This window comes from Neotamlana nanhaiensis, from assembly GCF_000943555.1.
GTDB classification, from domain to species: Bacteria; Bacteroidota; Bacteroidia; order Flavobacteriales; family Flavobacteriaceae; genus Neotamlana; species Neotamlana nanhaiensis.
In genome coordinates, this window is the sequence record NZ_JTDV01000001.1 from 573528 (window position 1) to 597426 (window position 23899).

Annotated in this window: 24 protein-coding genes; 5 read left to right on the forward strand and 19 right to left on the reverse strand. The window is 31.1% G+C overall.

From position 1 onward, the window contains the following. Positions 1 to 13: 13 nt before the first annotated feature. The 13 genes from PK35_RS02330 to PK35_RS02390 form a co-directional block, all read right to left on the reverse strand. Positions 14 to 1348 (reverse strand): membrane protein, encoded by a 1335-nt coding sequence (locus tag PK35_RS02330; RefSeq protein ID WP_044625020.1) that lies wholly within the window; start codon positions 1346 to 1348, stop codon positions 14 to 16. Positions 1349 to 1354: 6 nt separating this feature from the next. Then, positions 1355 to 2614 carry a glycosyltransferase family 4 protein gene (locus PK35_RS02335; protein WP_238320858.1) on the reverse strand — a complete coding sequence of 420 codons (1260 nt, stop codon included), beginning with the start codon at positions 2612 to 2614 and terminating at the stop codon, positions 1355 to 1357. Positions 2615 to 2780: 166 nt separating this feature from the next. Beyond that, positions 2781 to 3686 carry a glycosyltransferase family 2 protein gene (locus PK35_RS02340; protein WP_052825777.1) on the reverse strand — a complete coding sequence of 302 codons (906 nt, stop codon included), beginning with the start codon at positions 3684 to 3686 and terminating at the stop codon, positions 2781 to 2783. Between the two features lie 51 nt (positions 3687 to 3737). Beyond that, positions 3738 to 4280, reverse strand: a complete 543-nt coding sequence (locus PK35_RS17925) for an acyltransferase (protein WP_044625022.1) — start codon at positions 4278 to 4280, stop codon at positions 3738 to 3740. A gap of 81 nt (positions 4281 to 4361) precedes the next feature. After that, the gene (locus PK35_RS17035; protein ID WP_052825779.1) at positions 4362 to 5273 is read right to left on the reverse strand and encodes a glycosyltransferase family 2 protein; all 912 of its coding nucleotides are present in this window, start codon (positions 5271 to 5273) and stop codon (positions 4362 to 4364) included. A gap of 29 nt (positions 5274 to 5302) precedes the next feature. Then, complete coding sequence (locus PK35_RS02355) at positions 5303 to 6109, reverse strand: glycosyltransferase family 32 protein (RefSeq protein WP_044625023.1); 807 nt, start codon at positions 6107 to 6109, stop codon at positions 5303 to 5305. After that, positions 6109 to 7068 carry a glycosyltransferase family 2 protein gene (locus tag PK35_RS02360; RefSeq protein ID WP_052825781.1) on the reverse strand — a complete coding sequence of 320 codons (960 nt, stop codon included), beginning with the start codon at positions 7066 to 7068 and terminating at the stop codon, positions 6109 to 6111. Before PK35_RS02360 ends, PK35_RS02355 begins: the two co-directional genes overlap by 1 nt. Further along, a complete protein-coding gene (locus PK35_RS02365; protein WP_044625024.1) occupies positions 7058 to 8218 on the reverse strand; it encodes an acyltransferase family protein in 1161 nt (386 codons plus the stop codon). The genes PK35_RS02360 and PK35_RS02365 overlap by 11 nt, the downstream gene beginning before the upstream one ends. 63 nt (positions 8219 to 8281) lie before the next feature. Then, positions 8282 to 9406: a glycosyltransferase family protein gene (locus PK35_RS02370; RefSeq protein WP_044625025.1), complete on the reverse strand. Its 1125-nt coding sequence runs from the start codon at positions 9404 to 9406 to the stop codon at positions 8282 to 8284. Between the two features lie 36 nt (positions 9407 to 9442). After that, positions 9443 to 10783 (reverse strand): UDP-glucose dehydrogenase family protein, encoded by a 1341-nt coding sequence (locus PK35_RS02375; protein ID WP_044625026.1) that lies wholly within the window; start codon positions 10781 to 10783, stop codon positions 9443 to 9445. A gap of 78 nt (positions 10784 to 10861) precedes the next feature. Beyond that, on the reverse strand, positions 10862 to 13138 hold the full coding sequence (locus PK35_RS02380) for a GumC family protein (protein WP_044625027.1): 2277 nt from the start codon (positions 13136 to 13138) through the stop codon (positions 10862 to 10864). Positions 13139 to 13381: 243 nt separating this feature from the next. After that, positions 13382 to 13852 (reverse strand): UpxY family transcription antiterminator, encoded by a 471-nt coding sequence (locus tag PK35_RS17040; protein WP_131474389.1) that lies wholly within the window; start codon positions 13850 to 13852, stop codon positions 13382 to 13384. Between the two features lie 10 nt (positions 13853 to 13862). After that, positions 13863 to 15218 carry an undecaprenyl-phosphate glucose phosphotransferase gene (locus PK35_RS02390; RefSeq protein WP_044625028.1) on the reverse strand — a complete coding sequence of 452 codons (1356 nt, stop codon included), beginning with the start codon at positions 15216 to 15218 and terminating at the stop codon, positions 13863 to 13865. A gap of 554 nt (positions 15219 to 15772) precedes the next feature. On the opposite strand from PK35_RS02390, the gene PK35_RS02395 reads away from it, so the two are divergent. Genes PK35_RS02395 through PK35_RS02415 form a run of 5 tightly spaced genes read left to right on the forward strand, consistent with a single transcriptional unit; the run spans position 15773 to position 20157 of the window. Continuing rightward, positions 15773 to 16663: a MerR family transcriptional regulator gene (locus PK35_RS02395; RefSeq protein WP_316930158.1), complete on the forward strand. Its 891-nt coding sequence runs from the start codon at positions 15773 to 15775 to the stop codon at positions 16661 to 16663. 39 nt (positions 16664 to 16702) lie between these two features. Then, a complete protein-coding gene (locus tag PK35_RS02400; protein ID WP_044625029.1) occupies positions 16703 to 18172 on the forward strand; it encodes a phytoene desaturase family protein in 1470 nt (489 codons plus the stop codon). Continuing rightward, positions 18169 to 19008, forward strand: a complete 840-nt coding sequence (locus PK35_RS02405) for a phytoene/squalene synthase family protein (protein ID WP_044625030.1) — start codon at positions 18169 to 18171, stop codon at positions 19006 to 19008. The genes PK35_RS02400 and PK35_RS02405 overlap by 4 nt, the downstream gene beginning before the upstream one ends. A gap of 10 nt (positions 19009 to 19018) precedes the next feature. Next, entirely contained in the window at positions 19019 to 19468 is a 450-nt protein-coding gene (locus PK35_RS02410) for a sterol desaturase family protein (RefSeq protein ID WP_044625031.1), read from the forward strand. A 2-nt stretch (positions 19469 to 19470) separates the two neighbouring features. Continuing rightward, a complete protein-coding gene (locus tag PK35_RS02415) occupies positions 19471 to 20157 on the forward strand; it encodes a lycopene cyclase domain-containing protein (RefSeq protein WP_044625032.1) in 687 nt (228 codons plus the stop codon). A 46-nt stretch (positions 20158 to 20203) separates the two neighbouring features. Here the strand turns inward: PK35_RS02415 and PK35_RS02420 are convergent, their stop codons facing one another. From PK35_RS02420 to PK35_RS02445, 6 genes are all read right to left on the reverse strand, one after another. Next, positions 20204 to 21073: an anti-sigma factor gene (locus PK35_RS02420; protein ID WP_044625033.1), complete on the reverse strand. Its 870-nt coding sequence runs from the start codon at positions 21071 to 21073 to the stop codon at positions 20204 to 20206. 64 nt (positions 21074 to 21137) lie between these two features. Further along, the gene (locus PK35_RS02425) at positions 21138 to 21818 is read right to left on the reverse strand and encodes a Crp/Fnr family transcriptional regulator (RefSeq protein WP_044625034.1); all 681 of its coding nucleotides are present in this window, start codon (positions 21816 to 21818) and stop codon (positions 21138 to 21140) included. 122 nt (positions 21819 to 21940) lie between these two features. Further along, complete coding sequence (locus PK35_RS02430) at positions 21941 to 22369, reverse strand: DUF5606 family protein (protein WP_044625035.1); 429 nt, start codon at positions 22367 to 22369, stop codon at positions 21941 to 21943. Positions 22370 to 22419: 50 nt separating this feature from the next. Next, positions 22420 to 23010, reverse strand: coding sequence for a peptide deformylase (def, locus tag PK35_RS02435; protein WP_044625036.1), 591 nt, complete (start codon positions 23008 to 23010; stop codon positions 22420 to 22422). A 52-nt stretch (positions 23011 to 23062) separates the two neighbouring features. After that, the gene (gene ruvX / locus PK35_RS02440; RefSeq protein ID WP_044625037.1) at positions 23063 to 23473 is read right to left on the reverse strand and encodes a Holliday junction resolvase RuvX; all 411 of its coding nucleotides are present in this window, start codon (positions 23471 to 23473) and stop codon (positions 23063 to 23065) included. A gap of 92 nt (positions 23474 to 23565) precedes the next feature. Then, on the reverse strand, positions 23566 to 23865 hold the full coding sequence (locus tag PK35_RS02445; protein ID WP_044625038.1) for a hypothetical protein: 300 nt from the start codon (positions 23863 to 23865) through the stop codon (positions 23566 to 23568). Between the last annotated feature and the right edge of the window lie 34 nt (positions 23866 to 23899).

Sequence of the window (23899 nt, forward strand, 5' to 3'; positions counted from 1 at the left end):
TATTACAATTAATTTACTTTTGTTTATAATTTACAGTATTCATATTTTTATCCTCTGTACCATTTGAATTTAATGACGCCATAATTAACCCCCCAATTAATGTACTAAAGCCCAAAGCTGTAGGTTGCGCCCACTGTCCTTGCGGTATAACAATTAACCCAAAACTTAATAAAATCCAAGGTAAAAAATCACCAGATTTCATTTTCTTAAAACTTGCCATACTAATTTTAAAAGAAAATCCTAAACGAATAACAATCACCATTAATCCTAATAGTGCTCCCATTTCCCCTATCAATCGACCCCACTCTTCTTCTGATATTAAAAAAGAGACACTCCCTGTCAACATCTTACTTCCTGCATTTGTTCCCATACCAATACCATATCCAAAAAATGGCTTATCTGTACTGTTTGATATAGCCGTTACTAGTCCCCCCAAATATCGGTCCATTAAGGTTCCTTCTAATCCTCCTTCAATGGCACTAGCATCCTCAAAACGAGAAGTAAAAGCTTCTGTGGAAGTTTTAAAAAACTCAAATTGACTTAGCACCATTAATAGCAATATTAAAACTATAAATACACCTAAAATTTTTAAAAAATATGTGGACTTTGTTGATGCCGCAAACATTGTAAAAAACATTGTAATTACCACCGTAAATAATAAAGTTCTACTTATTGAGAGCGGAATGGAGGCCAGTAAACCTAAAGTAGCTCCAATTAAGACAATTCGGTTAATGGAAGTTTTACTAATCCAAAAATATAAAACATAACAGCCTACTAAACTAAAAAACATCGTGTTTCCATTAGTAAATGAAAAAGTGCCAGGTGGTCTAAAAAACCCCATAGCTCCTGCAAAACCTGAACCAGCTGTATCTCCACCGATACCACGATTTACCCATGCCGATTGAGGACTATAAAACTGTAATGCAGTGAGTACAATCATAGGAATGGCAATTAATAAGAGAGCCTTTCCTATTTTTATAACATCATTTTGATTACAAACTGCCCCCATAATAAACATCACAGGAAAATGAAATAGTAAAATACGTGCACCGTACATAGCAACTACTGGGCTACCGTGACCAAATAGCAACGCCATTATAACGGCAAAAATCCCTACAAACGACATCCCATATAGATAAAAATTTGACGGCATAAGATTATGCTTCCAGGTCGTATAAATAAGCCAAATAGCAACAGGATCTCTAACTATCAATAATGGTGTTGCCAAAAAAGGTAGAAACCATTTACGTAGAGCCCCTTCAAAAATTAACAATAGAAAATATGTCCAAATCCCTAGTTTTAGATAACTTATTACTCTCTTTTGTTTTTCTTCTAAAGTTAACACCATAGTAATTTATAAGTCATTTTTACTATTATCACTCCTTAAAATAGCAGCTGCCAATTCATCGCCATATACAGACCAAGGTCGTTTCTTAGCCGTTTCCAACGCTGCCTTACCTGCATCTGCAACCTGTTTAGGGTTTTTAATTAGATTTTCTAAACATTCCTGTAAAGCTTGGGTAGATCCAGCATCTATTAACCAACCATTAACATTATGTTTAATTAAATCTGGGCCTGCCGTTCTATTTGTAGTAATTACAGGCGTTCCCTGCGACATAGCTTCGGTAATAACCAAGCCAAATCCTTCAAACAAAGAAGGAAAGAGTAACACATCATTATGTCTCATCAATTCAAGAACTTTGTCATGGGGTAAACTTGGTATATAGTTATGCTTAGTAAGAGCATTGTTTAAAGGTTTACAGTCATCTGATATTTTTCCACCAACAACTGTCAACTCTACATTATTCCCTAATTTTTCGACTGCAGCAAACATATTTGCAATTCCTTTTCGCTGCGATAAGCCTCCAACAAAGAGTAATTTTAATGGCCTATTTTTTATACTATAACTTCTTGTACTTATAGCTTTTGGAAATCCGTACGGAATCACCTCGACAGGCGCTAAATTTCCGTCATATTCCTTTAAGCTTTCTGCTGTAAAAGAGCTTGCTACAAATATTCTATCTGCCATAGCCAATTCAGCGTCCTTGCGACTAAGTTTTTCTTGAGAATCTGAAAACCCTGTTAACGTAGGCGCCCATTCTGGCCAAATACTAATTTGATCTTGCAATAATTTTATCGCATATTTCCAGTAACCAATTGGCAAATCATACAAACATTTCACGTTACATTTCTTTGCTTGATTAAACGAATAAAATGCGCCGTCCTCATATGCATATATAGCATCTACGCATTTTTCTTTAATTTGCTGTGCTACACGTTTATCTAGGTTTGTATACATATTATCAATAGAAAAAACACCAGTTTTTTTACTAATAAGCGAATTTACACCAAATTTACTAGCTAAAATTCTACCAGCTTCACCAATATTATGTGTTTTAGTATAAGGTTTCAATTCAATATCAAAACGTCTTCTCGAAAAATCTTTAAAAGCATTGAACTTGCTTAAATTATCAAAAAATCCTCCTGGAAATGTTGCTAAAGTCGTGTGGAAATTTTCCAAAATTCCTGCTGAATACAAACCTTTAACTGCAGCTCGGTTATTTTGATTACTGGTTGGATGACTTATAATTATTTTCATGCTTGTAACGTGCAATTTAAAATTTGCGTTTTATTTAATTTACTTTCATATTTTCCGAACCTTATTAAATTGTATTTATCTATTACCTATAAAACTAGAAAATTTATAATTTTTTATTTATATGAAAGAACTTAAATGAAATACTATCAATAATACGAATAACAAAAATACTATCAACAGTTTACTTTAATAATAACATAAAAAAACGTTTGACACCTCCAAAAGTTAATATGTTTTTACGATGCCAAGGATCAAAATACAAGCTCCATGCCTCCTTTTTACTTCGTAACTTTATGGCCAAATAACAGGCAACTTTTGATTGTAAGACCATCCATCTATTTTTTAATTCTAAAGAAGATTCTGGAACTTCAGTTTGTTTTGCTATCTCGTAGGCCATTAATGCAAAATCGTTGTTTGAAGTTGATATAGACTCCGAACTTAAACGATAATAAGCCGTATAACTATCAACAAAGTGCATCTTATAATTATTAATTCCTAAACGTAAACCAAACTCAAAATCACAAGCGTCTTTAGCTTCTGCACTATACCCATGTTTTTTTGCAATAGAACTTTTCAAAATATAACAATCATTGGGAAATTGCTGAACTAAACCAGCCTCGATAGGTTTTAATTGATTGGATTCGTAATAAGAGGTTCTGTAGTACCCTTGATTAAGTTCTTCAGACTTCTTCATATCCAATGTACCATCATCATAAATAATATATTGTTTACCAAATACAATATCTATAGACGAATCCTTTTCTAGTATGGACTTAAAAAGCTCCAAAGCATCTTTATGCAGTAAATCGTCATCATGTAACAATACAATAAAATCGCCTTTAGCCATACTAAAAAGTTGATTCACATTTTTAACTTGTCTTAACCCTGGTTGATTTCTCTTATATCTAATTGTAAAATCTGGATAATTTTTTGCTAGCTCTATCATCCATTTTTCAGATTCATCATTGCTTGAATCGTCGCTAACTATAATTTCAAATGGTTTAAGGGTTTGTTTTAAACAGGAATCAATGGCCTGTTCTAAATGCTCTAATCTATTATAGGTAGGGATACAAATTGATATATTCATAGTGTAAGTATTGAATTACATATTATTATTTAATAGATCAAATATCTATTTTTATTGAAACAACCGCCTGTAAGTTGGTGTATATGTTAAATTTCTTTGACGTTCTTTAATAAACTTTGCCGGTATGCCGCCAACTACATGGTATGGTTCTACATCTTTTGTTACAATTGAGCCCGCTGCTATAACCGCTCCTTTACCAATAGTTACTCCCGGCATAATAATTGCCGCTGTACCAACCCAAGCGTAATCTTTTATGTGAACAGCTCGTAATCTTCCTGCAAAATCGGGACTATCCATATCGTGATCGGCCGTTAAAATGTTAACATCGGAAGAAATTGAAACATTATCTCCTATATAAATTCCTCCTCTATTATCTAATCGACAACGGGCGTTTACAGCCGAATTTACCCCCATTACAATCCCCTTTTTAAAATCAAATTGGCATCTCATCAAAAAAGTACTGTTTTTACCTAAAATGAACCCCATAATATTCTTATAATACCAATTTCGAATACTATGGCTAGGTATTACAGCAATAATATTATTACATAAATACAGTCTCAATTCAAATAAAACACTTCTTAGTTTCTTCATGTTAAAATTAGTATGTTATTTACAATAGTTTCATTGATACACAAACCGATGTAAAAAAAATGCCATCGGGTTGTTATAAATTTATGATTTGAATTGATAAAACAATAATCTATACAGATGCCTATTCGTTAAGCACCCCATAAAGCTACTATTCACGGCGTTACCCAGGTAATTCCAAGTATTTTTAGAGTCACCAAATTTAATTCGTTCTACTCCAAGAATTAAAAAAATTTCAGCAATTTGTCTATTAATTAAACCCGATAAATGATGTAATTTATAATCTTTTTTTAATTTTCTTAAATTATCAATACATTCTTCAAACACATAGCCCTGAGATCTAGATATTGCAGTTTCATTATTATCATGTATTCGATAATTAGTTAGTGCGTTTCCCAATGATCTGACCTTATTGGCATGGATTAATATTCTATAAAAATAATAAGTATCTACAGCAGCCCTATAATCACAAATAGGTGATGGTGCCTTTTTTATTACTCTACGACTTAAAAACGAAGCAGAAGGTAAAATTGTAAATTTTTCTATTTCATCTTTAAGAACATCGATTCCTGATCCTAGCCTGTTTTCCACTGGCCCTTTTTTGGTTGATCCAATAAAAGACCAGTTAGTATGCACTAAATCCAACTCTGGGTTTTCTCTAAAACTATTTACCACATTTTCAAGCATATTATTACTCCAACTATCGTCGGCGTGTAGGGTGCCTATAATTTCACCATTACCAAAATTTAATACGGTGTTCCATGTTTTTGCTTGACCTTTGTTAACTTCGTGTTTTACAAAATTTACATTCGAATCTTTTAAATATGGCTTAACAAGCTCATAGGTATTATCCTTTGAGCAGTCATCTACAATAAATAACTCCCAATTTTTATATGTTTGTTTAATAACACTGTCTATAGCTTCTACTATAAATTCAGCATTATTGTAACTCATAATTCCTACCGTTACTTTTATTGCTTCATCTTTTTTAACCATAACAATTATTAAAAACTTAAAATATGTTATTATCTTTTTATTTTGTTATATACTTTTTGAATTAGAGTAATTACATTTTCAAAAGCGGGATATTTATTTTTTAGGTTATAAAGCAAACTTTCGAAAACTGTGCGATTATCTGTCCAACTTCCATTACATAAATGAATAAGGTAAGAGTCCTTATCTATAAACAACTCATTACCGGCAAGAACATTTTTTGGTAAAATCAACATATTTTCTTTTAAAAGCTGTTCGCTATCTTTATAGATAAATCCATATTTTTCTGCACACTTTGTAATATAAGATCCAATAACAAAATTATTAAAATCAACCTCGTCGTTTACCTTTTCAGGTTTAATAGCATTATACATCTCTAAACAATCTTCTACAAACTTATGATTTGGTATAGCAGCCATAAACGCAGACAAAATACCCAACCCATGCATCCTCTTCTCCTTATTAATAGGTTTAAAACTTGAATCTAATAAGTACTTATGGCTTTCATACATTTGCGGTAAAAATTCGATACTACTAAAAAAATCATAGGTCAACCAATCTTTTTTTAAAGGTTTAAGAATTCTAACGTCTGTATCCATATAAATACCACCATCCTTATAAAGTGCATAAAACCTCGCATAATCGGTCACAAAAGCCCATTTTTTTTGAATATAAGCCTGTTTGACAAACTCATTAGTATTTATGTCAAAATTCTCTTCAGACCAACACTTAATCTCAAATTCTGGTAAATATTTCTCCCAAGTACGAATGCATTTTTTTATAAAAGCCGATTTTTCACCACCTCCAAACCAACAATAATGGATTATTTTTGGAATCATTATAAATTATATTTTCTAATTAATTTTAGACTTCGCTTCCATCCTAAAAAACTTCTTAAGATGTTTAATAATTTTCTATCTGGAAGCTTCAAACTTAAATTATACTTTTTAAGAATATTGTTCAATTTAATTTCCAGTTCTTTATCATGGGCATAATTTTCGTAAACAAACAGTCCAAGGTACCTTTCACAAATTTCTCTAGTATTTGAATTATCCTTATGACTAAGAATAATATTTATTATTTTATCATATGTTACTAAAACAGAGTTAATTGCTGCTGGAGATAAAGCTGAACTTACTCCCGTTCCTGTTTGTCGCCAAACCACATATTCATCTGTTAGTGATAAAGCCTTATCTGCATGTTTATAAACTCTTGCGAAGTACTCGCCATCCTGGTTTTTCAAAATAGTCTCATCCCAACCACCAGAAACTTGTACCAAATCTTTGGGTATTAAATGACATAACGGACAATTAAATCCTCCACCATTCCAGATATCAATTAATAGACCAATAGCGGGATTGTAATTCTTATCTATAGTTCGAATTGGATCAATAAGTTCACCATTTGAATAAAGCATTTTAAGTGGTGAAAAAATTAAAGAAAGAGAAGTTCCTTGTTTTTGTAATAAATCTACCTGCTTTTCAATAAGTTTAGGAGAACAAAAATCGTCGGCATCCATAAATTTAATGAACTGTCCAGATGATTTTGAAAAGGCATAATTGCGAGCAGCATTTGCCCCCTTATTAGGGTTATGATATAATTTTATAACCTCGTTTAAAAAAGGCTTTACTATATTAACTGAAGCATCTGTTGAACCATCATCTACAATAATAACTTCAATATTATTATAACTTTGGTTAATAAGATTCTGTAATGTTTCCTCAACATAATTTGCTGCATTATACATTGGTATACATATAGAAACTAATGAATTAATTTTTGCTTGTTTATCTATCATTGTTTCGCTCTAACTTGACAATATCAAAAAGTTCATTTGGAATAAGACTATAAATTGGTTTAAAACTTAATAACCTTATTTCCCCATAATTAAATTTTATTCCTCTTAAAGGCACAAACAGAATCCTTAAGTAGGGGGTTTTTATAGTTATTCGGTAAATGCAATAACACAAGAATATATTGGTAGCAAATAAAAATAAATGTATAATGGGACTATATTCCTTCAAGTCAAATATATACTTAAAAACATCTAAAACAAACACATGATAACCTAAAATAAAAAAACTAGCCTTTGAGCATTCAATAAGTATTTTATTAAAAACAGGTATTTTTTCAAAGTAAAGACATAAAAATAAAATGGCAAATATTCCTAGTACTGATAATAAAAGAAAGTAATGATAATTAAAATTAAAACCAAACAAATTTAAGTTTGTTTTTAAATTAAACTTTCTTAAAACAAACCAAGATATAATAAATAAAACAAAAAAAATTACCCACGATTTATTATAAAAAACAGAAACCCCATTAAAATAACGAGTAGAAATTTTTTTAAAACCATACCCAATAATCAAATAGGTAAAAAAAATTGGTGTATATGCAAAATAATAAAATTTAGACTCTGTAAAAGTCAAAAACATCAGAACTAAAAGAATTAAACAAAGAAAAAAGTAATTTAAAAGTTTTTTATTTTTGCTTAGCTCTAATACACCTTTTAAACTTAATCCTCCCCAAAACAGGGCTACTACAAACCACAACGCATAATTTATATAGCCTAAATCTCCAAAAACAAAAGCAGCTGGTATAGCATTAATATATCTCATAATCCCTTGCAAAGTCAACTCCGAAGAAGTTATCATATATAAGATTATTTTTAGGATTGTTAAACAGATACTAAATCCTAATATAGGTTTAATCAAACTATCTAACTTACTAAACAAATACCCCTTAAAAGTTAAACCCTCATTTAAAAAGTAACCAGATATAAAAATAAAAATAGGCAAAATAAAAATCATTAAAACATCATCTAATAAAAAACTAACCATTGCATAAACGTTCTTTTTTTGAATAAATGGATAATGAACTAGTGTCATAAGCACAATACTAAGTCCCTTTGCACTGTCTAATATTTTAATTTGTTCTTTAGATCTCATTACTTAACATTTTGTTTTTAATCCATAAAAGAAGTTTAACTTTTTTAAAATACAGATTTATTTCTATTTAAAATTTACTATTTGCAAATCTTCAATAAATTGATTAGCCGTATTTACCACACCTAAATTATTAGTAAATTCAAATTTATGGGAGGCAAAATCTTTGAAATTACCTAATTGATACTCGAAAAAATCGGAAGTCAAATTAACGTTAATGTTAGCTTTTGGCTTTGTATTTTCTGCAACAATTAAAATGGGAAGCTTATGCTCTCTCATGGCTGCCACCGTACCACTTTTTTCTAAAACAAACTTAGGATTGGTTGTAATTCCAAAGTGAGCATTTTGCAGCTCCTTAGACACATCATTCACTGAACTAGCTCCCTTAATTTTATAACTAACATTATACTTTATTAATGTTTGCTCCCATTTATTTAACTCAAAACCAGAACGCCCAATAAAAATTAGCTCAAAATGTTGGTTATTGTGTGTGTAATATGCCGAAAGTTCTTTAATAAAATCGTCAACTGGAGCTTTAGGGTGAATTGTTCCAAAAATCACATATTTTATCGAGCTACTGTTTAACTTAGTTTTTAAATCAAGAACATTTGCAATTAATGGAATATTACTAAAAATAGGCAGGTATATTGCATTTATGTTAATTCTCTTTAAAACTTTTAAATAAAACCGCGTATGAGTGTGAACCACTTTAAATTTCAATGAGGTTACTAACGACTTCACAATAAATTTTTGAACTGCTCCAATAATTTTATACTTGAGTGAATCATTATTTCTTAACCCCAACCAAAGCTCATGAAACATAATATGCCACTTACTATTACCAGAAATACTAGATAGTTGTTTTTTTAAACCTAAAGGAATTCCTTTAACGTTAAAAGAATAGGGCACAAATTGTAGGCTTAACCATTCAGGATTGTATTTTTCTAACCAAATATTAGCGTGACTAATTTTCTTTTTTGCTTCTAATCCAGAAGGGATTCTAAACACAGGGAATGTCATCTTATTCATTTCCATGTTTTCCTCACAAACCTCTTCTACATATCCATCGTTAAATGCTAAGACCCCCACCGATATTCCTTGCAATTTTAATTGTTCGCAAAGCCTAAGTGTATAATCTCCAACACCATCTTTATTTGATTCAATACTTCCACAAATAAAAACTATCTTCATACTATTATCGGCTGAAAGAGTAACTTGTGATTAATATTAACCTTTCAAAGGTTGCTTACCTATTTGGAAATACTCAAAACCATGTTTCTTCATCATTTTATCGCTATACTGGTTTCGTCCATCAAAAACAACAGGTTCTTTTAATTGAGTTTTTAATTCCTCAAAATCGGGAATTCTAAATTCTTTCCAATCTGTTAATAAAATCATAGCATCTGCATCTACAATTGCCTCGTATTTAGAATTGCAATAAGTTATATTTTCAACCCCTTTTAAATAGCATTCTTGTGCCTCATGCATTGCTTTAGGATCGTAAGCTTTTATTTTTGCCCCTCTACTTACTAATTCTTTTATAATATAAATCGCTGGAGCCTCTCGCATATCATCTGTATCTGGTTTAAAAGACAATCCCCAAATTGCAAAAGTTTTTCCTGATAAATCCTCACCAAATCGATTAATAACCTTTTTGGCTATAACTAATTTTTGTCTATCATTAACAGCCTCAACAGAGCCTATTAATTCGGCGTTAAAACCATATTCTTTAGCAGTACGGTGTAATGCTTTTACATCTTTAGGAAAACAAGAGCCGCCATATCCAGCACCTGGATAAATAAAACTGTATCCTATACGGCTATCTGAACCAATGCCTATTCGAACATCATTAACATCTGCGCCAACTAATTCACAGATATTTGCTATTTCGTTCATAAAAGAAATTTTAGTAGCTAACATTGCATTGGCAACATACTTCGTCATTTCTGCCGAACGAACATCCATAACAATTAAACGCGCAGAACCACTTCTAAAGAATGGCGAGTACAACGTACGCATAGTTTCTGCTGTATCTTCTCTGTCGGCGCCAATAACAACACGATCAGGCTTCATAAAATCACTTATTGCATCACCTTCTTTTAAAAATTCAGGATTTGAAACAACATCAAAATCTATATCTGCACCTCTTTTTTCTAACTCTGAATTAATAGTAGCTCTAACTTTATCAGCTGTTCCTACTGGAACGGTTGACTTATCTACGACAATTAAAGGTGTAGACATATGTTGACCAATTTCTTTAGCTACTTGAAGCACGTATTTTAAATCGGCAGATCCATCATCGCCCATGGGCGTTCCAACAGCAATAAAAGCGATATCACAATTATCTAAATGCTCTGACAATTTGGTACTAAAATTAAGTGTTTTACGCTCGAAATTTTTAGCAACCATAACTTCAAGACCTGGTTCATAGATAGGTATTATACCTTCTTTTAACTTACTTATTTTTGTTTCATCAACATCAATACATGTGACTTTGTTACCCATTTCGGCGAAACAAGTACCACTTACTAAACCAACATAACCAGTTCCTATTACTGTAATTTTCATATTTATAATTTCTTTTGAATATTCTTTATTCTATTAAACTTTTAAACCGCATTTGAGGTGCATCAAAATAAAATAAATTTAATTTTGTTGTCCATAACCATAACTATATATGTTTGATGTTTTGTCTAGTTTAACATCGTTAAACACTATCATAACAGAATTTAATTTATCGTTACGCGATATTTCATCTACAATGGCCAATTCTTCTTTTTTTGTATAATTATATCTCACAACAAACAGTGTGGAGTTTACAAATGGCGCTAACGAATAGGCATCCGAAACTTTTCCAATTGGTGGCGTATCAATTATAACGTAATCATAATTTTGTTTCAAATAAGTTATTAATTGTTCTACCCGCGAACTTAACATTAACTCCCCTGGATTTGGAGGAATTGATCCTGCACCAATAAAAAACATATTGTCTTGTTTATCATAGGAAGAAATAATTTGTTCTTCATCAATGGATTCATCAATTATATAGTCTGAAAGGCCTTTATCATAACTCATACCAATTTCTTTCATTAATTTTGGTACTCTTAAATCAAATCCTACGACAACGACTTTTTTTCCTGTTAAAGCTAAACTCGCCGCTGTATTTATAGAAACAAATGTTTTTCCTTCACCTTGCTTAGTAGATGTAACCATAATTACTTTATTCTCTTTATTTTGAGATAAAAATCTAAGATTATGCCTCATTAAGCGAAATAGTTCTGCAATAGGACTAACACTAGATGAAGATACTACCAATACATCCTTGCTATTATTCTCTGATATTTTTCCTATTATTGGTGTATTTGTTTTAGCTTCAATGTCTTCATTTGTAAAGATTTTTGTATTCATTATGTCTTTAATAAACACAAATGCAAAAGGAACAAACAACCCTAATAATACAGCTCCCAAATAAACAGGCGTTTTTGCACCGTTAACAGGAAATCCTGTTGCTTTAGGTGCTTCAACTATTCTAACATCTGAAAAAGGCACACTAATAGACAAAGCTTCTTCCTCTCGCTTCTGTAATAAGAATAAATACAAGTTATTTTTTATTCCTTGATCCCTATTAATCTCTAAAAGTGCTCTTTCGGCTGTTGGAACTGACGCCTTACGCGACCTATATTGCGCTAATTTATTTAAAAGTTCCTTTTGAAGTTTTATTAACTCAATTTTAATACTTTTTACATTTTGAGAAATTAAGCTTAACGATTGATTAAGTTTACTGTCAATTTCAGGCAATAAAGGATTTCCTGTACCCGTATTACTTACCAAATTATTACGTCGCTCTGCTTCTAAATTATATGTTGCAATAGCATTTCGTAACATAACATCATCTATATTGTAGGCAGATATTGACTTAAAGGCACCACCTGTTGAAGCCCCCACAACACCTCTTTCTAAGGCTCCTATTGCATTTAATCTTAAACGCAAATCTGCTAATTCTCGCTCAGTTCCATCTGCCAATGCAATAAATCGACCTGCATCGGACTCTACATTTGTTAAATCATTGCTTTGTTTAAAATTCTCAACATCTCTTTCTGCAGAATTTAAATCCTCAGTTAATAATTCTAGTCTTTCATCAATTAATTTAAGGGTTGATTTAGCCAAAAAGTTTTTATTATCGGCAGAATTTTGCGCATAAACATCTACAAGTTTGTTAATTAAATCCAAACCTCGTTGAGGTTTTGAATCAGTTAAACCTAATTGCAATAAACCTCCATTAGTATTTATTGAATAAACTTGAATTTTAGCATTAAATTTTGACGCCACACCCTGTGGGTTCTTAAACCGAACAATAACTGGACCATATGCACTAAAATCCTCAGACTTTAATTCAATTTTAAAAGTCCCATAATTAGTTTCAACTAACTCTCCATAATTATGCACTTCGTTGGACACTACATCATCATCATTATCTGTTTTTTCTATGCGGTAAGAATATTCATCTACAGAAATTATACTTCCCAAAGTTCCATACGCAATTGGTACACTATCAATTAAATCAAGCTTAAATGGCACTTCTCGACCATATAATTCAATTTCACTAAATCGACCTTCAGCATAATAACCAATCATCAAACCTAGTTCCTCAATAGTTTGCTTCATTAAATCGTAAGACCGCAAAACTCCTATTTCATCTTCAATATTACTTGACTTTTTAATTAACCCTACATTATTGAAATCTTGTAATCCTCCACCCTGCTCTTTATCATTAAGCATTACTTTTCCACCAATATAATACTCTGGAGTAATTTTATATCGAACATAAAAAAAAGCTAGTGTCACACAAATAAGAACTCCTATTAAAAACAGATACCAGTATTTTAAATAACCGGCTATAATTTTTATGACGTTTTTTTCCATAATTTAAGGTAAGATGATAATATATTTGAGGGGTTATTTTTTTTAAAATTGTAACACTAAAAATTTGTTAATTAAGATAAAACGTAAAGAAACAAGTTTTTAGTTTAAATTCAAAAGATATGTGTTTTAGATATTTATTTTGGAGTAAGTTTTAAAATTAAAACAAAACTTCGTGAAGAATATTTTAATATTATTTAAATTAATTGTTTTATTTAAGATATTGAAATATCACCATAAAAAGGGCTACACAACCTTTCTTAATTTACGTTCAACAATTACGTTCATTTCTTTTATTAAAGTGGTTACATTTTGCTCTCCAATCCATTTTACGCCAGCATTATTTTTACTTAACCAATTTTTTAAATGTATTTCTTTTCTTGAAATTAATTTAGAAAGTAATACTAAATCATGCGAGCCATTTTCTAGCCACCCTTTAATAGTATCCACCTCTTCTTTATAAACTTTGGCTGGTTTACCATCAATAAACATATACCCCTTTACATCTGGTAAAGCAAAAACAACGCCACGATAAGGTTCTGGAATATTTACAAAAATATGTGACTTAAACAATGGTGTTTCCACTATTTTTTGCTTATTACTCCAAAATTTAATTTCTTTTACAAGAGGATTGAATACTTCAAAATCCATTTTTTCTAGCATTTTTGCAACTTTGTCTTCTTGCTTTTCTTTAACTGATAATACAAACCAACTCATAATATTATTTTTAGTATGCTTTTTCTTCGCCACTTATAGCGTTAAAAATGGTTAAAAGAATTATTTTAAAATCTAACAGAAATGACCATTTTTCTACATATAGAATATCTAGACGAATTCTGTTTAATATATCTGATGGATTAATTATTTCACCTCTATAGCCTTTTATTTGCGCTAAACCTGTAATTCCTGGCTTAACAAAATGGCGCACTAAATATTTATCGACCGAAATTTCGTAATCGCTTGTGTGTTGCTCCATATGTGGTCGCGGGCCAACAACACTCATATCTCCCATAAAAACATTAAAAAACTGTGGTAACTCGTCAATACTAGTTTTTCGAATTATTCGACCAATTTTTGTTACACGCCTATCGTTTTTTGTTGCCATTTTTGAATTGGCATCTGAATTAGTTGTCATAGACCTAAACTTTATACACTTAAAGGTTTTTCGTTTTAATCCATGACGGTTTTGAGTGAAAAATAGCGGCCCTGGCGATTCTAATTTTATTAAAACATATAACAACGGTACTAACCACGATAATAAAAACAAAATAATTAACGACGAGAAAACAATATCAAAACCACGTTTTGCAACCCGCCCTAAATCGGCATCAAGCGGCACTGTTCTTAAATCTAAAACTGGTATTTGGTCGTATTTTTGCACCGTCATTGCTGGTGTAAAAATATCTTTGTTATCCGGGATGATCTTCAGCTTTATTAAATTATTATCAGCAAAATTTATAAGATTTTGTAAATCCGATTTTGTAAGTTTAGCTGCGGTACAATATACCTCATCAACCCTATTATCGATAATATACTTAAAACAGTCTAAAATTTCCCCCAGATAGGTTGGGCTTTCGGATGTTTCATCATCAAAAAAACCACAATATCTATAACCGTAATAAGGATTATCAAAAACCTTTCTAATTTTCTTTAAATTTTTATCACGACCTATAACAACAACATTTAAATGGTTACCTCCTTTAGAGCGATAATGCCTAATAAACACATAGAATATCCATCTATAAAGGGTAAGTAACGCACATATAATTAAATATATAATTAAATGATATTGAATAAACTCCGGCTGAACACCTGTTACACCAAACCACGAAAAATATGTTAACCCATAAATAATATATAGGTAAAACATCTTTTTAATGTTGGTCATAAAGGTTTCTTTACGAGCCGTTGGGTAGTAATTTAAATTATAGGTAATAAGTAACCAAGCAACATTATAGAAGATAACACTCAATACATTTAAATATGTATCGGGAGTCATAAAATATAATACGCCATTAATAATACTTAAGTGTACAAGTATTGAAAAGGGGATTATTAAATGAGAGTAACTCCTAGTTTTCATATAGCAACTTACGTAAATTATTTCCGCATAAAACGAAAACAAAATAACATTAAAGGTTAAGTTTCTTTAAATCTCAATACAGTAAAAATGTTTAAAACATTTTTATGACCATATTTTTGATTTTCGTGCTATTAATCAAATCTTGGTGTTAATTGTTTAAAATTCTCTTACAAAAGAACACAGAATTAGAGAACTATGAATAAATTTTCTATACATAGCTATTATATTCGTTAAAATACCATATCCAGATTTTAAAGAAATTTTAACATTCATTTTATCGATATTTTTTTCATTTACACCATATTTTCCCTCAATAACAACAAATATTTTCACACAAATTGAATACCTTAATCAAAAACACTTCTTTATTCACATGCGTTTTTAGGTGAATTTAAAACTTAAATTATAGTATTATTAAATTCATTGATAAAACTTATCTTATTTAATCAAATAATTTAAATCGATACCATTAGAATCTCAAAATCTTTTTCTCAATTATTCCGTTCACAAATAATATGTTATTTTTGTTTAATAAAAAAACCATAAACATAAACATGATAAAATCCAACTTCAGTATAAAAGATTTAGAAAACTTGTCGGGAATAAAAGCCCATACTATAAGGATTTGGGAAAAACGCTACAACCTGTTATCCCCTAACAGAACCGATACCAACATACGATACTACAGTTTAGAGAGTCTTCAAAAATTACTAAACATTTCTTTTTTAAACAAACACGGTATTAAAGTTTCTAAAATCGCAAAGCTATCTAACCAAGAAATTGCAGCGCATGTTCGCGAAATTGCTTCTCGAGAAAAACTAGAAGACCATGCCATTAACACCTTTAAAATGGCAATGATTAATTTTGATCAAATATTATTTTACAACACCTATAATAGTTTAATTGAAACCCGATCATTCAGCAATATATTTTATAACGTGTTTTTACCTCTTTTAAACGAAGTTGGCTTATTATGGCAAACTAGCACCATAACGCCTGCTCACGAACATTTTTTATCTATTCATATAAAACAAAAAATTTTATTAAATATTGAACGCCTTCAACTTTTAGAGCCAAAACCAAATTCGAGAACATATATTTTATTTTTACCTGAAAACGAAATTCATGATATTGGACTATTATTTATAAATTACAAGCTTCGCAGTAAAGGTTATCATTCTATATTTTTAGGAGAAAGCATCCCAATGAATAACCTATCTTACTTATTAGACTTTTTTAATCACATTACATTTGTAACGTATTTTACCGTCGCACCTGAAGAAGAAAAAATAGCCGAATACCTCTCTGAATTTAACAAACTACTATTAAAACAAGATAATAAACTATTTGTTTTAGGACAAAAAGCCAAAACTATTTTACCTGAGCATTTACCTAAATCTATTTCCGTTTCAAATTCAATTAAAAACTTCATTAATCAACTTTAATTTAAATATTGTTTAACTTTTTTATATATTTGTTAAACAATGAAACTTAAAGTAAATATTATTGGTTCTGGATTTTCGTCGTTAGCTGCTTCATGTTACTTAGCGCAAGCGGGTTACGATGTAACTGTTTTTGAAAAAAACCCGACTATAGGCGGGCGCGCTAGACAACTAAAAAAGGATGGTTTTACTTTTGATATTGGCCCAACCTGGTACTGGATGCCTGACGTTTTCGAACGCTTTTTTGCTGATTTTAACAAAAAGCCTTCCAACTACTATACTCTAGAAAAACTCAACCCAGCTTACAGTGTTTATTTTGATAAAAATGATTTTATCACTATTGAAGACTCCCTTGAAAAAATAAAAATTGCTTTTGAAAAAGAAGAAAAAGGAAGCGCCAAGAAGCTACAATACTTTATAAACAAAGCTAAAACCAATTATAATATTGCTATAAAAGATTTGGTTTATAAACCTGGCGAATCTCCTTTAGAACTCGTAACGCTTGCAACAATAAATAAGCTTAATCAGTTTTTTAGTACTATAAAAAAAGATGTTCGAAAAGCGTTTAAAAACAAAAAGCTCGTTCAAATTCTAGAATTCCCAGTACTATTTCTTGGTGCAAAACCAAGTGATACCCCTTCATTTTATAATTTTATGAATTATGCCGATTTTGGTCTTGGCACATTTCATCCTAAAAAAGGCATGTACCAAGTTATTTTAGCTTTGAAGCATTTAGCTGAAGAACTAGGAGTAAACATTAAAACAGAAAACCCCGTTGATAAAATTATCGTAAATAATGGAAAAGCAATCGGAATTTTGTCGAACGGAAAAGAATACTTAGCAGATATCATTTTAAGCGGTGCAGATTATCATCATACCGAAACTTTACTCGATAAAGCATACAGACAATACTCTGAAGCCTATTGGGAAAAGAAAACTTTTGCTCCTTCTTCGCTTCTTTTTTATGTTGGCTTCAATAAAAAACTAAAAAATGTAAATCATCACACCTTATTTTTCGATGTTGATTTCGATATACATGCCGAAGCAATTTACGACAACCCAAAATGGCCTGAAAATCCGCTATTTTATGCTAGTTTCCCGAGCATAACAGACGCAAATGCTGCTCCACAAGGCAAAGAAGCTGGTATATTTTTAATTCCGCTTGCTCCAAACTTAAACGACACGCCCCAACTGCGAGAAACTTATTTTGAAAAAATCATTTCACGGTTTGAAAATTTAACCTCTCAAAATGTAAAAAACAATATCATTTTTAAAGAAAGCTTCTGTGTAAACGATTTTATAAAAGATTACAACTCCTACAAAGGTAACGCCTACGGTATGGCCAATACTTTATTACAAACCGCTTTTTTACGACCAAAATTAAAGGGTAAAAAAGTAGATAATTTATTTTTTACCGGTCAATTAACCGTACCAGGTCCTGGTGTACCTCCTTCCTTAATTTCAGGTAAATTGGTTGCCGATTTAATTATTAAATACCATAACGCATCATGAAAGCATTATTCGACACGGTGTCTTACAGCTCCAGCAAGCTAGTTACACAAACGTACAGCACATCCTTTTCTTTAGCTACAAAAATGCTTTATAAAACCATTAGAAGCGATATTTATAATATTTATGGTTTTGTTAGGTTTGCCGATGAAATTGTAGATTCATTTCACAACTACCAACAAGAAGATTTATTTAACAGATTTGAAGAAGATCTAGAACTTGCTTTAAAAAACAAAATAAGCTTAAACCCAATTTTAAATGCTTTTCAGTACACGTATCACAAATACAATATTGATAAAAGTTTGATAGATGCCTTTATGAAAAGTATGCGAACCGATTTACATAAAAGCGTTTACCTAAACCAAGAAGAATTTAAAACCTATATTTATGGTTCTGCAGACGTTGTTGGCCTTATGTGTTTAAAGGTATTTGTTAAAGGTGACAACAACAATTATGAAGCATTAAAAGAAAGTGCCATGGCGCTAGGATCTGCTTTTCAAAAAGTTAACTTTTTAAGAGATTTAAAAGCCGATTTCGATAATTTAAATCGCAGTTACTTCCCGAATACAGATTTACAAAACTTAAACGAACTTGATAAAACTGAAATTATAAATGATATTGAAAACGATTTTAAAGCTGGTTTAAACGGTATAAAAAAACTTCCTATTGAAGCTAAATTTGGAGTTTTTACTGCATATAGATACTACAAACAGCTTCTTGACAAACTAAAACAAACGCCCGCTCTAAAAATTAAAGAATCTAGAATTAGAGTTTCTAACCCTAAAAAAGTAGAGCTCTTAATGCGCAGTTATGTAAAATATCAACTAAATTTATTGTAATATAAAAATTATGCAAACGCTATTGTGGCTTTTAATATTTTTTGGCACGTTTTGCTTTATGGAATTTATGGCTTGGTTTACCCATAAATACATTATGCATGGGTTTTTATGGCGTCTACATAAAGATCATCATAAAAAAGATCACGACAATTGGTTTGAGCGTAACGATGCCTTTTTTATATTTTATGCCGTGGTTAGCATAGGTTTCTTTTTGCTTTGGAAATACAATATTTTTTGGGGCGGTTTACCTATTGGCCTAGGCATTTTTGCTTATGGTCTGTGTTATTTTATTGTTCACGATATTTTTATTCACCAACGGTTTAAAATATTCCGAAACACCAATAACCGTTATGCTAAAGGTGTACGACGCGCCCATAAAATGCATCACAAACACCTTGGTAAAACTGATGGTGAATGTTTTGGTATGTTAATTGTACCTTTTAAATACTTTAAAAAGTAACAATGTCATATTTGTACTTAGCACTCAATATAGGTTCACTACTTGTTCCTTTTTTATTTAGCTTTCACCCTAAATTAAAGTTTTATAAACTCTGGAAACCTCTATTTATAAGCATTGTAATTAGTATGTTTATCTTTATTCCGTGGGATGTTATTTTTACTAAATATGGTATTTGGGGATTTAATAGCAATTACTATTTAAGAATTACACTTTTAAACCTACCCGTAGAAGAATGGTTATTTTTTATTTGCATTCCTTACGCCTGCGTTTTCACTCATTTCGCTTTATTGTACTATTTCCCTCAATTAAGAATGTCACTCAAAACATCTAAACTATTAGGAAAGCTGTTATTTATATTTTTTTTGGGCGTTGCTATTTTAAATACAAACAAATGGTACACTTTTGTAAACTTTAGTTTAGCAAGTGTTTTAATAATTTTTACAATCCTAAAGTCTCCAAAAATTCTTCAAACGTATTTATTAACTTTTTTAGTCATGCTTATACCCTTTTTTATTGTAAACGGCACATTAACTGGAAGTTTTATTAAAAATGAAGTGGTGTGGTATAACAACAATGAAAATTTAGGTGTTAGAATGTTCACCATTCCTGTTGAAGATGCTATTTACGCCTTTTCCATGATTCTGATAAACTTATTGGTTATTGATCATCTCAAAATAAAAAAAGCATAGCTTTTCAACTATGCTCAATTTTATATTAAATCAAAAAATTTATTAGTTATCTACTTACTGTACCCGACAAACTCATTACTGGTCCGTTTCCTAAAGTAAGGTCTTCATGATCGTTTGCCGTTGCTGGTACTTGATGCGCTAGAGGTTTTAAAGTGAAAGGTGCTGCGCTATTATCGGGGTAAGGTTCCACAGAAACTACAATAGTCGCATCACGTAAATCGGTTGGAAAGGTTAATCCTGAAGGTGCATTTTGAATATAATCTTCTCCTGGAAACATGGGGCCATCACCCATATCGCCCTTAAACATAGACGTTGAAGCATTATCATCAAACCCAGAAGCACTACTAAAAGTTCCTGTACTTACTGGTGTTCCATCAATAACCGCCCACCCTTCGTATTTCCAGCCTGCCGACAAGGCCGGTAGATTTAAACCTACTGTTGGCGAACCTGTTTCTAAACTTAAAAACCAAACACCGCTAAATTCGTTATTATCTGCTCCATCGGTTGGTGTTGCTAAAATGTATGTTCCCGAAGCTGCGCTAAAATCGGCCACGATTCCATTGGAACTTACATTGGCCATATCTCCCGAAAAATCGCCTGCTAAAATTTTTGTTGGCGCAGGAGCAGGATCGCTATCAACTGCTGGTTCAATAGAAAGTACAAACGTACTTGCTTCTTCAAGTTGCATCGCATCAACCGTAAACGATTGCGGGAATTTTACTGAAGAAAAAGTACCCGTTGAAACTGGAGCGCCATCTACTATAAGCCATCCTTCGTAAACAAAATCGTTTCCTAAAGCTTCTAAGCCTGATAAATTTAAAGTTAATTGAGCTGTGGCTGGAGTGTTGTCGTCATCATTACTGCATGCAGTTGCAAAAACACTTATTGCTAAAACTGCCAAAATTAGTTTTTTCATTGTTGTATACTTTATAGTTATTATACTTTCAAAAGTATATCTCAACAATAACTTAAAATGTTAGCTAGCTAACATTTGCCATATTTTTATATAACCGAATTTGTTTTCGACTAAAAGCAATTATATTTTGTTCCTTTAATTCGTTTAATAATGTATTTAAAGTTGGCCTTGATGTACCAATTAAACTCGCAATGTCTTTTTGCGTATATGGGTGGTGAATAATGCGATCGCCAGTATGTTTACAATCGTAACCATATTCATGACACAATTCTTCTAAAAACTCTAGTAATCTCGTTTTAGAATCTTTGTACATTAATAATTTTAAACGACGCTCTAACTTTTGAAATTTAAAGCCAATAAATTTATACACCCTAAAACTAAAGGTTTCGTTTTTTCGCATTAAATCGTGCATAGTATCAACACTTATTGGGCAAATACTTGTAGTATTTTCGATAGATTGCGCAAACTCATCGCGTTTATATTCTCCCAAAATAGCTTTTTCACCAAAAAGTTCACCCTTTGATAGTATAGCTTTTATTACTTCGGTACCATCTTCATTATAGTAACCTATTTTTACTTTACCTTTTTCAATAAGAAACACTTTATTGGAGGAGTCTTCTGCGAAGTAAATATAATCTTCCTTATTATAAGCATTAAAGGCATGCTCGGTTTTGTATTCCTTAAACTTATGCGGACATAATATTTTAAACAAATTTACATCCTCGAAAAACCAAAGTGTATTCATGTTGTTGTTTGTTTTGATAATTAGTTGTAAAAATGGTCGTAGTTAACGGTCAAAACTTTCAGAAAAAGGCATAAAAAAACCTCTTAAATAAGAGGCTTAGATTATATTGTTGTTGTAATATTTTATTCTTCTTCGTCGGTAGCTTCAGCGCTAACTTCTTCTTCCAACAAATCTAACATGTTGTGTTTTTGCAACAAATTATACCATTGTACAACTTTTTTAATATCGCTAGCATAAACTCTATCTTCATCATAATCAGGTAATACTTCAAAAAAGTATTCTTCTAATTTATCTTTACTATCCTTTGGTTTAACCGATGCTATCTCGCCATTTTCTTTGTCTTTAATTTTCTTCAAAACCACGTGTAATGGCACTTCTTCAGCTAAAGTATAAATGGCAATTTCACTTAAAACACTTACATTATTTTGCATGGTTACCGATATACGTTTACTATCAATTAACGATTCGGCTACAAAACCACCACGTGTTTGTGCTACTAATTTGTATAAACCTGGCTTGCCAGAAATGGCTAAAACTTTTTCTAAACTCATTAAGTTATTTTTTGGGCTGCAAATTTAATTTTTTACTCAAAATTTGCAAGTTATCTTTTCTTTTTTTCGGCAGGGAAACGCATTCTATAATCTACTCGAATTTTACCTTTCGATATGTTTCCTAATCTTCCTTTTATAATTCGTTTTTTAAAACTCGATAGCTTATCGGTAAATAAAACACCTTCAATATGGTCGTATTCATGCTGAATGACACGAGCTATTAAGCCATCGTATATTTCGGTATGTTGTTTAAAGTTTTCATCAACATACTCAATAGTAATCTTAGGTTTTCTTGAAACATCTTCGCGAACATCTGGAATACTTAAACACCCTTCGTTAAATACCCATTCTTCACCTTCTTCATTAGTAATTTTAGCATTAATAAACACTTTTTTAAATCCTTTTAAGCTGGCTTGTTCTTCTTTTGTCAACTCTTCATCTTCGGCAAAAGGTGTTGTATCAACAAGAAACATTCTAATTGGCAAACCTATTTGTGGCGCCGCTAAACCAACTCCATAAGCATTATACATAGTTTCGAACATATTATCTACCAACTCATTTAGTTTTGGATAATCTTCCGAAATGTTAGTTGCTTTTTTTCTTAATACAGGATCGCCGTATGCTACAATGGGTAATATCATGCTTTATTTTTTGTTCGCGCAAAAATACTAACTTAAGTGTATTGTTACAATTTTATTTTGAATATAGATAATTCTGCAAAATTAAAGTAGCGCTTATTTCATCTATCAATGCTTTATTTTGACGTTGTTTCTTTTTTAGGCCACTATCTATCATGGTTTGAAACGCCATTTTTGAGGTAAAACGTTCGTCTACACGTTGTATACCAACATTAGGTATTGCCTTTTCCAACTTTACAATAAACTCTTTAATATATGTTTCGCTTTGTGAAGCAGTATTATCCATTTGTTTAGGCTCACCAATTACAAATAAATCTACGGCTTCTTTATTAGTATATTCCTTTAAAAAAGAAATTAAATCTTTTGTATTTACTGTTGTTAAACCCGAAGCTATTATTTGTAACTCATCGGTTACTGCAATTCCTGTACGCTTTGTACCAAAATCTATTGCTAAAATTCGTCCCATAAAACAAAAGTAATAAAAATAGGAAAGGCTGTTTTTTCAAACAGCCCTAGTTAATTAGTTAACCTTAAATTATTAATATTTGAACATTGTTATTAAGCCTTTACAGCTTTATTAGATTTAGGAAATACAACAGTGATATTTCCAGCTTTTCTTTCTCTAGTTAAGTACTTTCTAATATCACTAGCACCACGAGCAATAGTTTGTTTTAACTCAGCAGCATCAATTAACAAAGTTTCTTTTTCAGTGTTAACCTCGGTAGCGATAGTATCGTTATCATTTTCAACAGAAACAACAGTTACAGTTTCGATAGTAGTTACTTCAGAAGTGTTTTGAGCTGAAGCAAAAGAAACACTTAATAATAAAACTAAGAATATGTATAAATTTGTTTTCATGGGTCTGTTGTTGTTTGACACTTCAAAGATATAT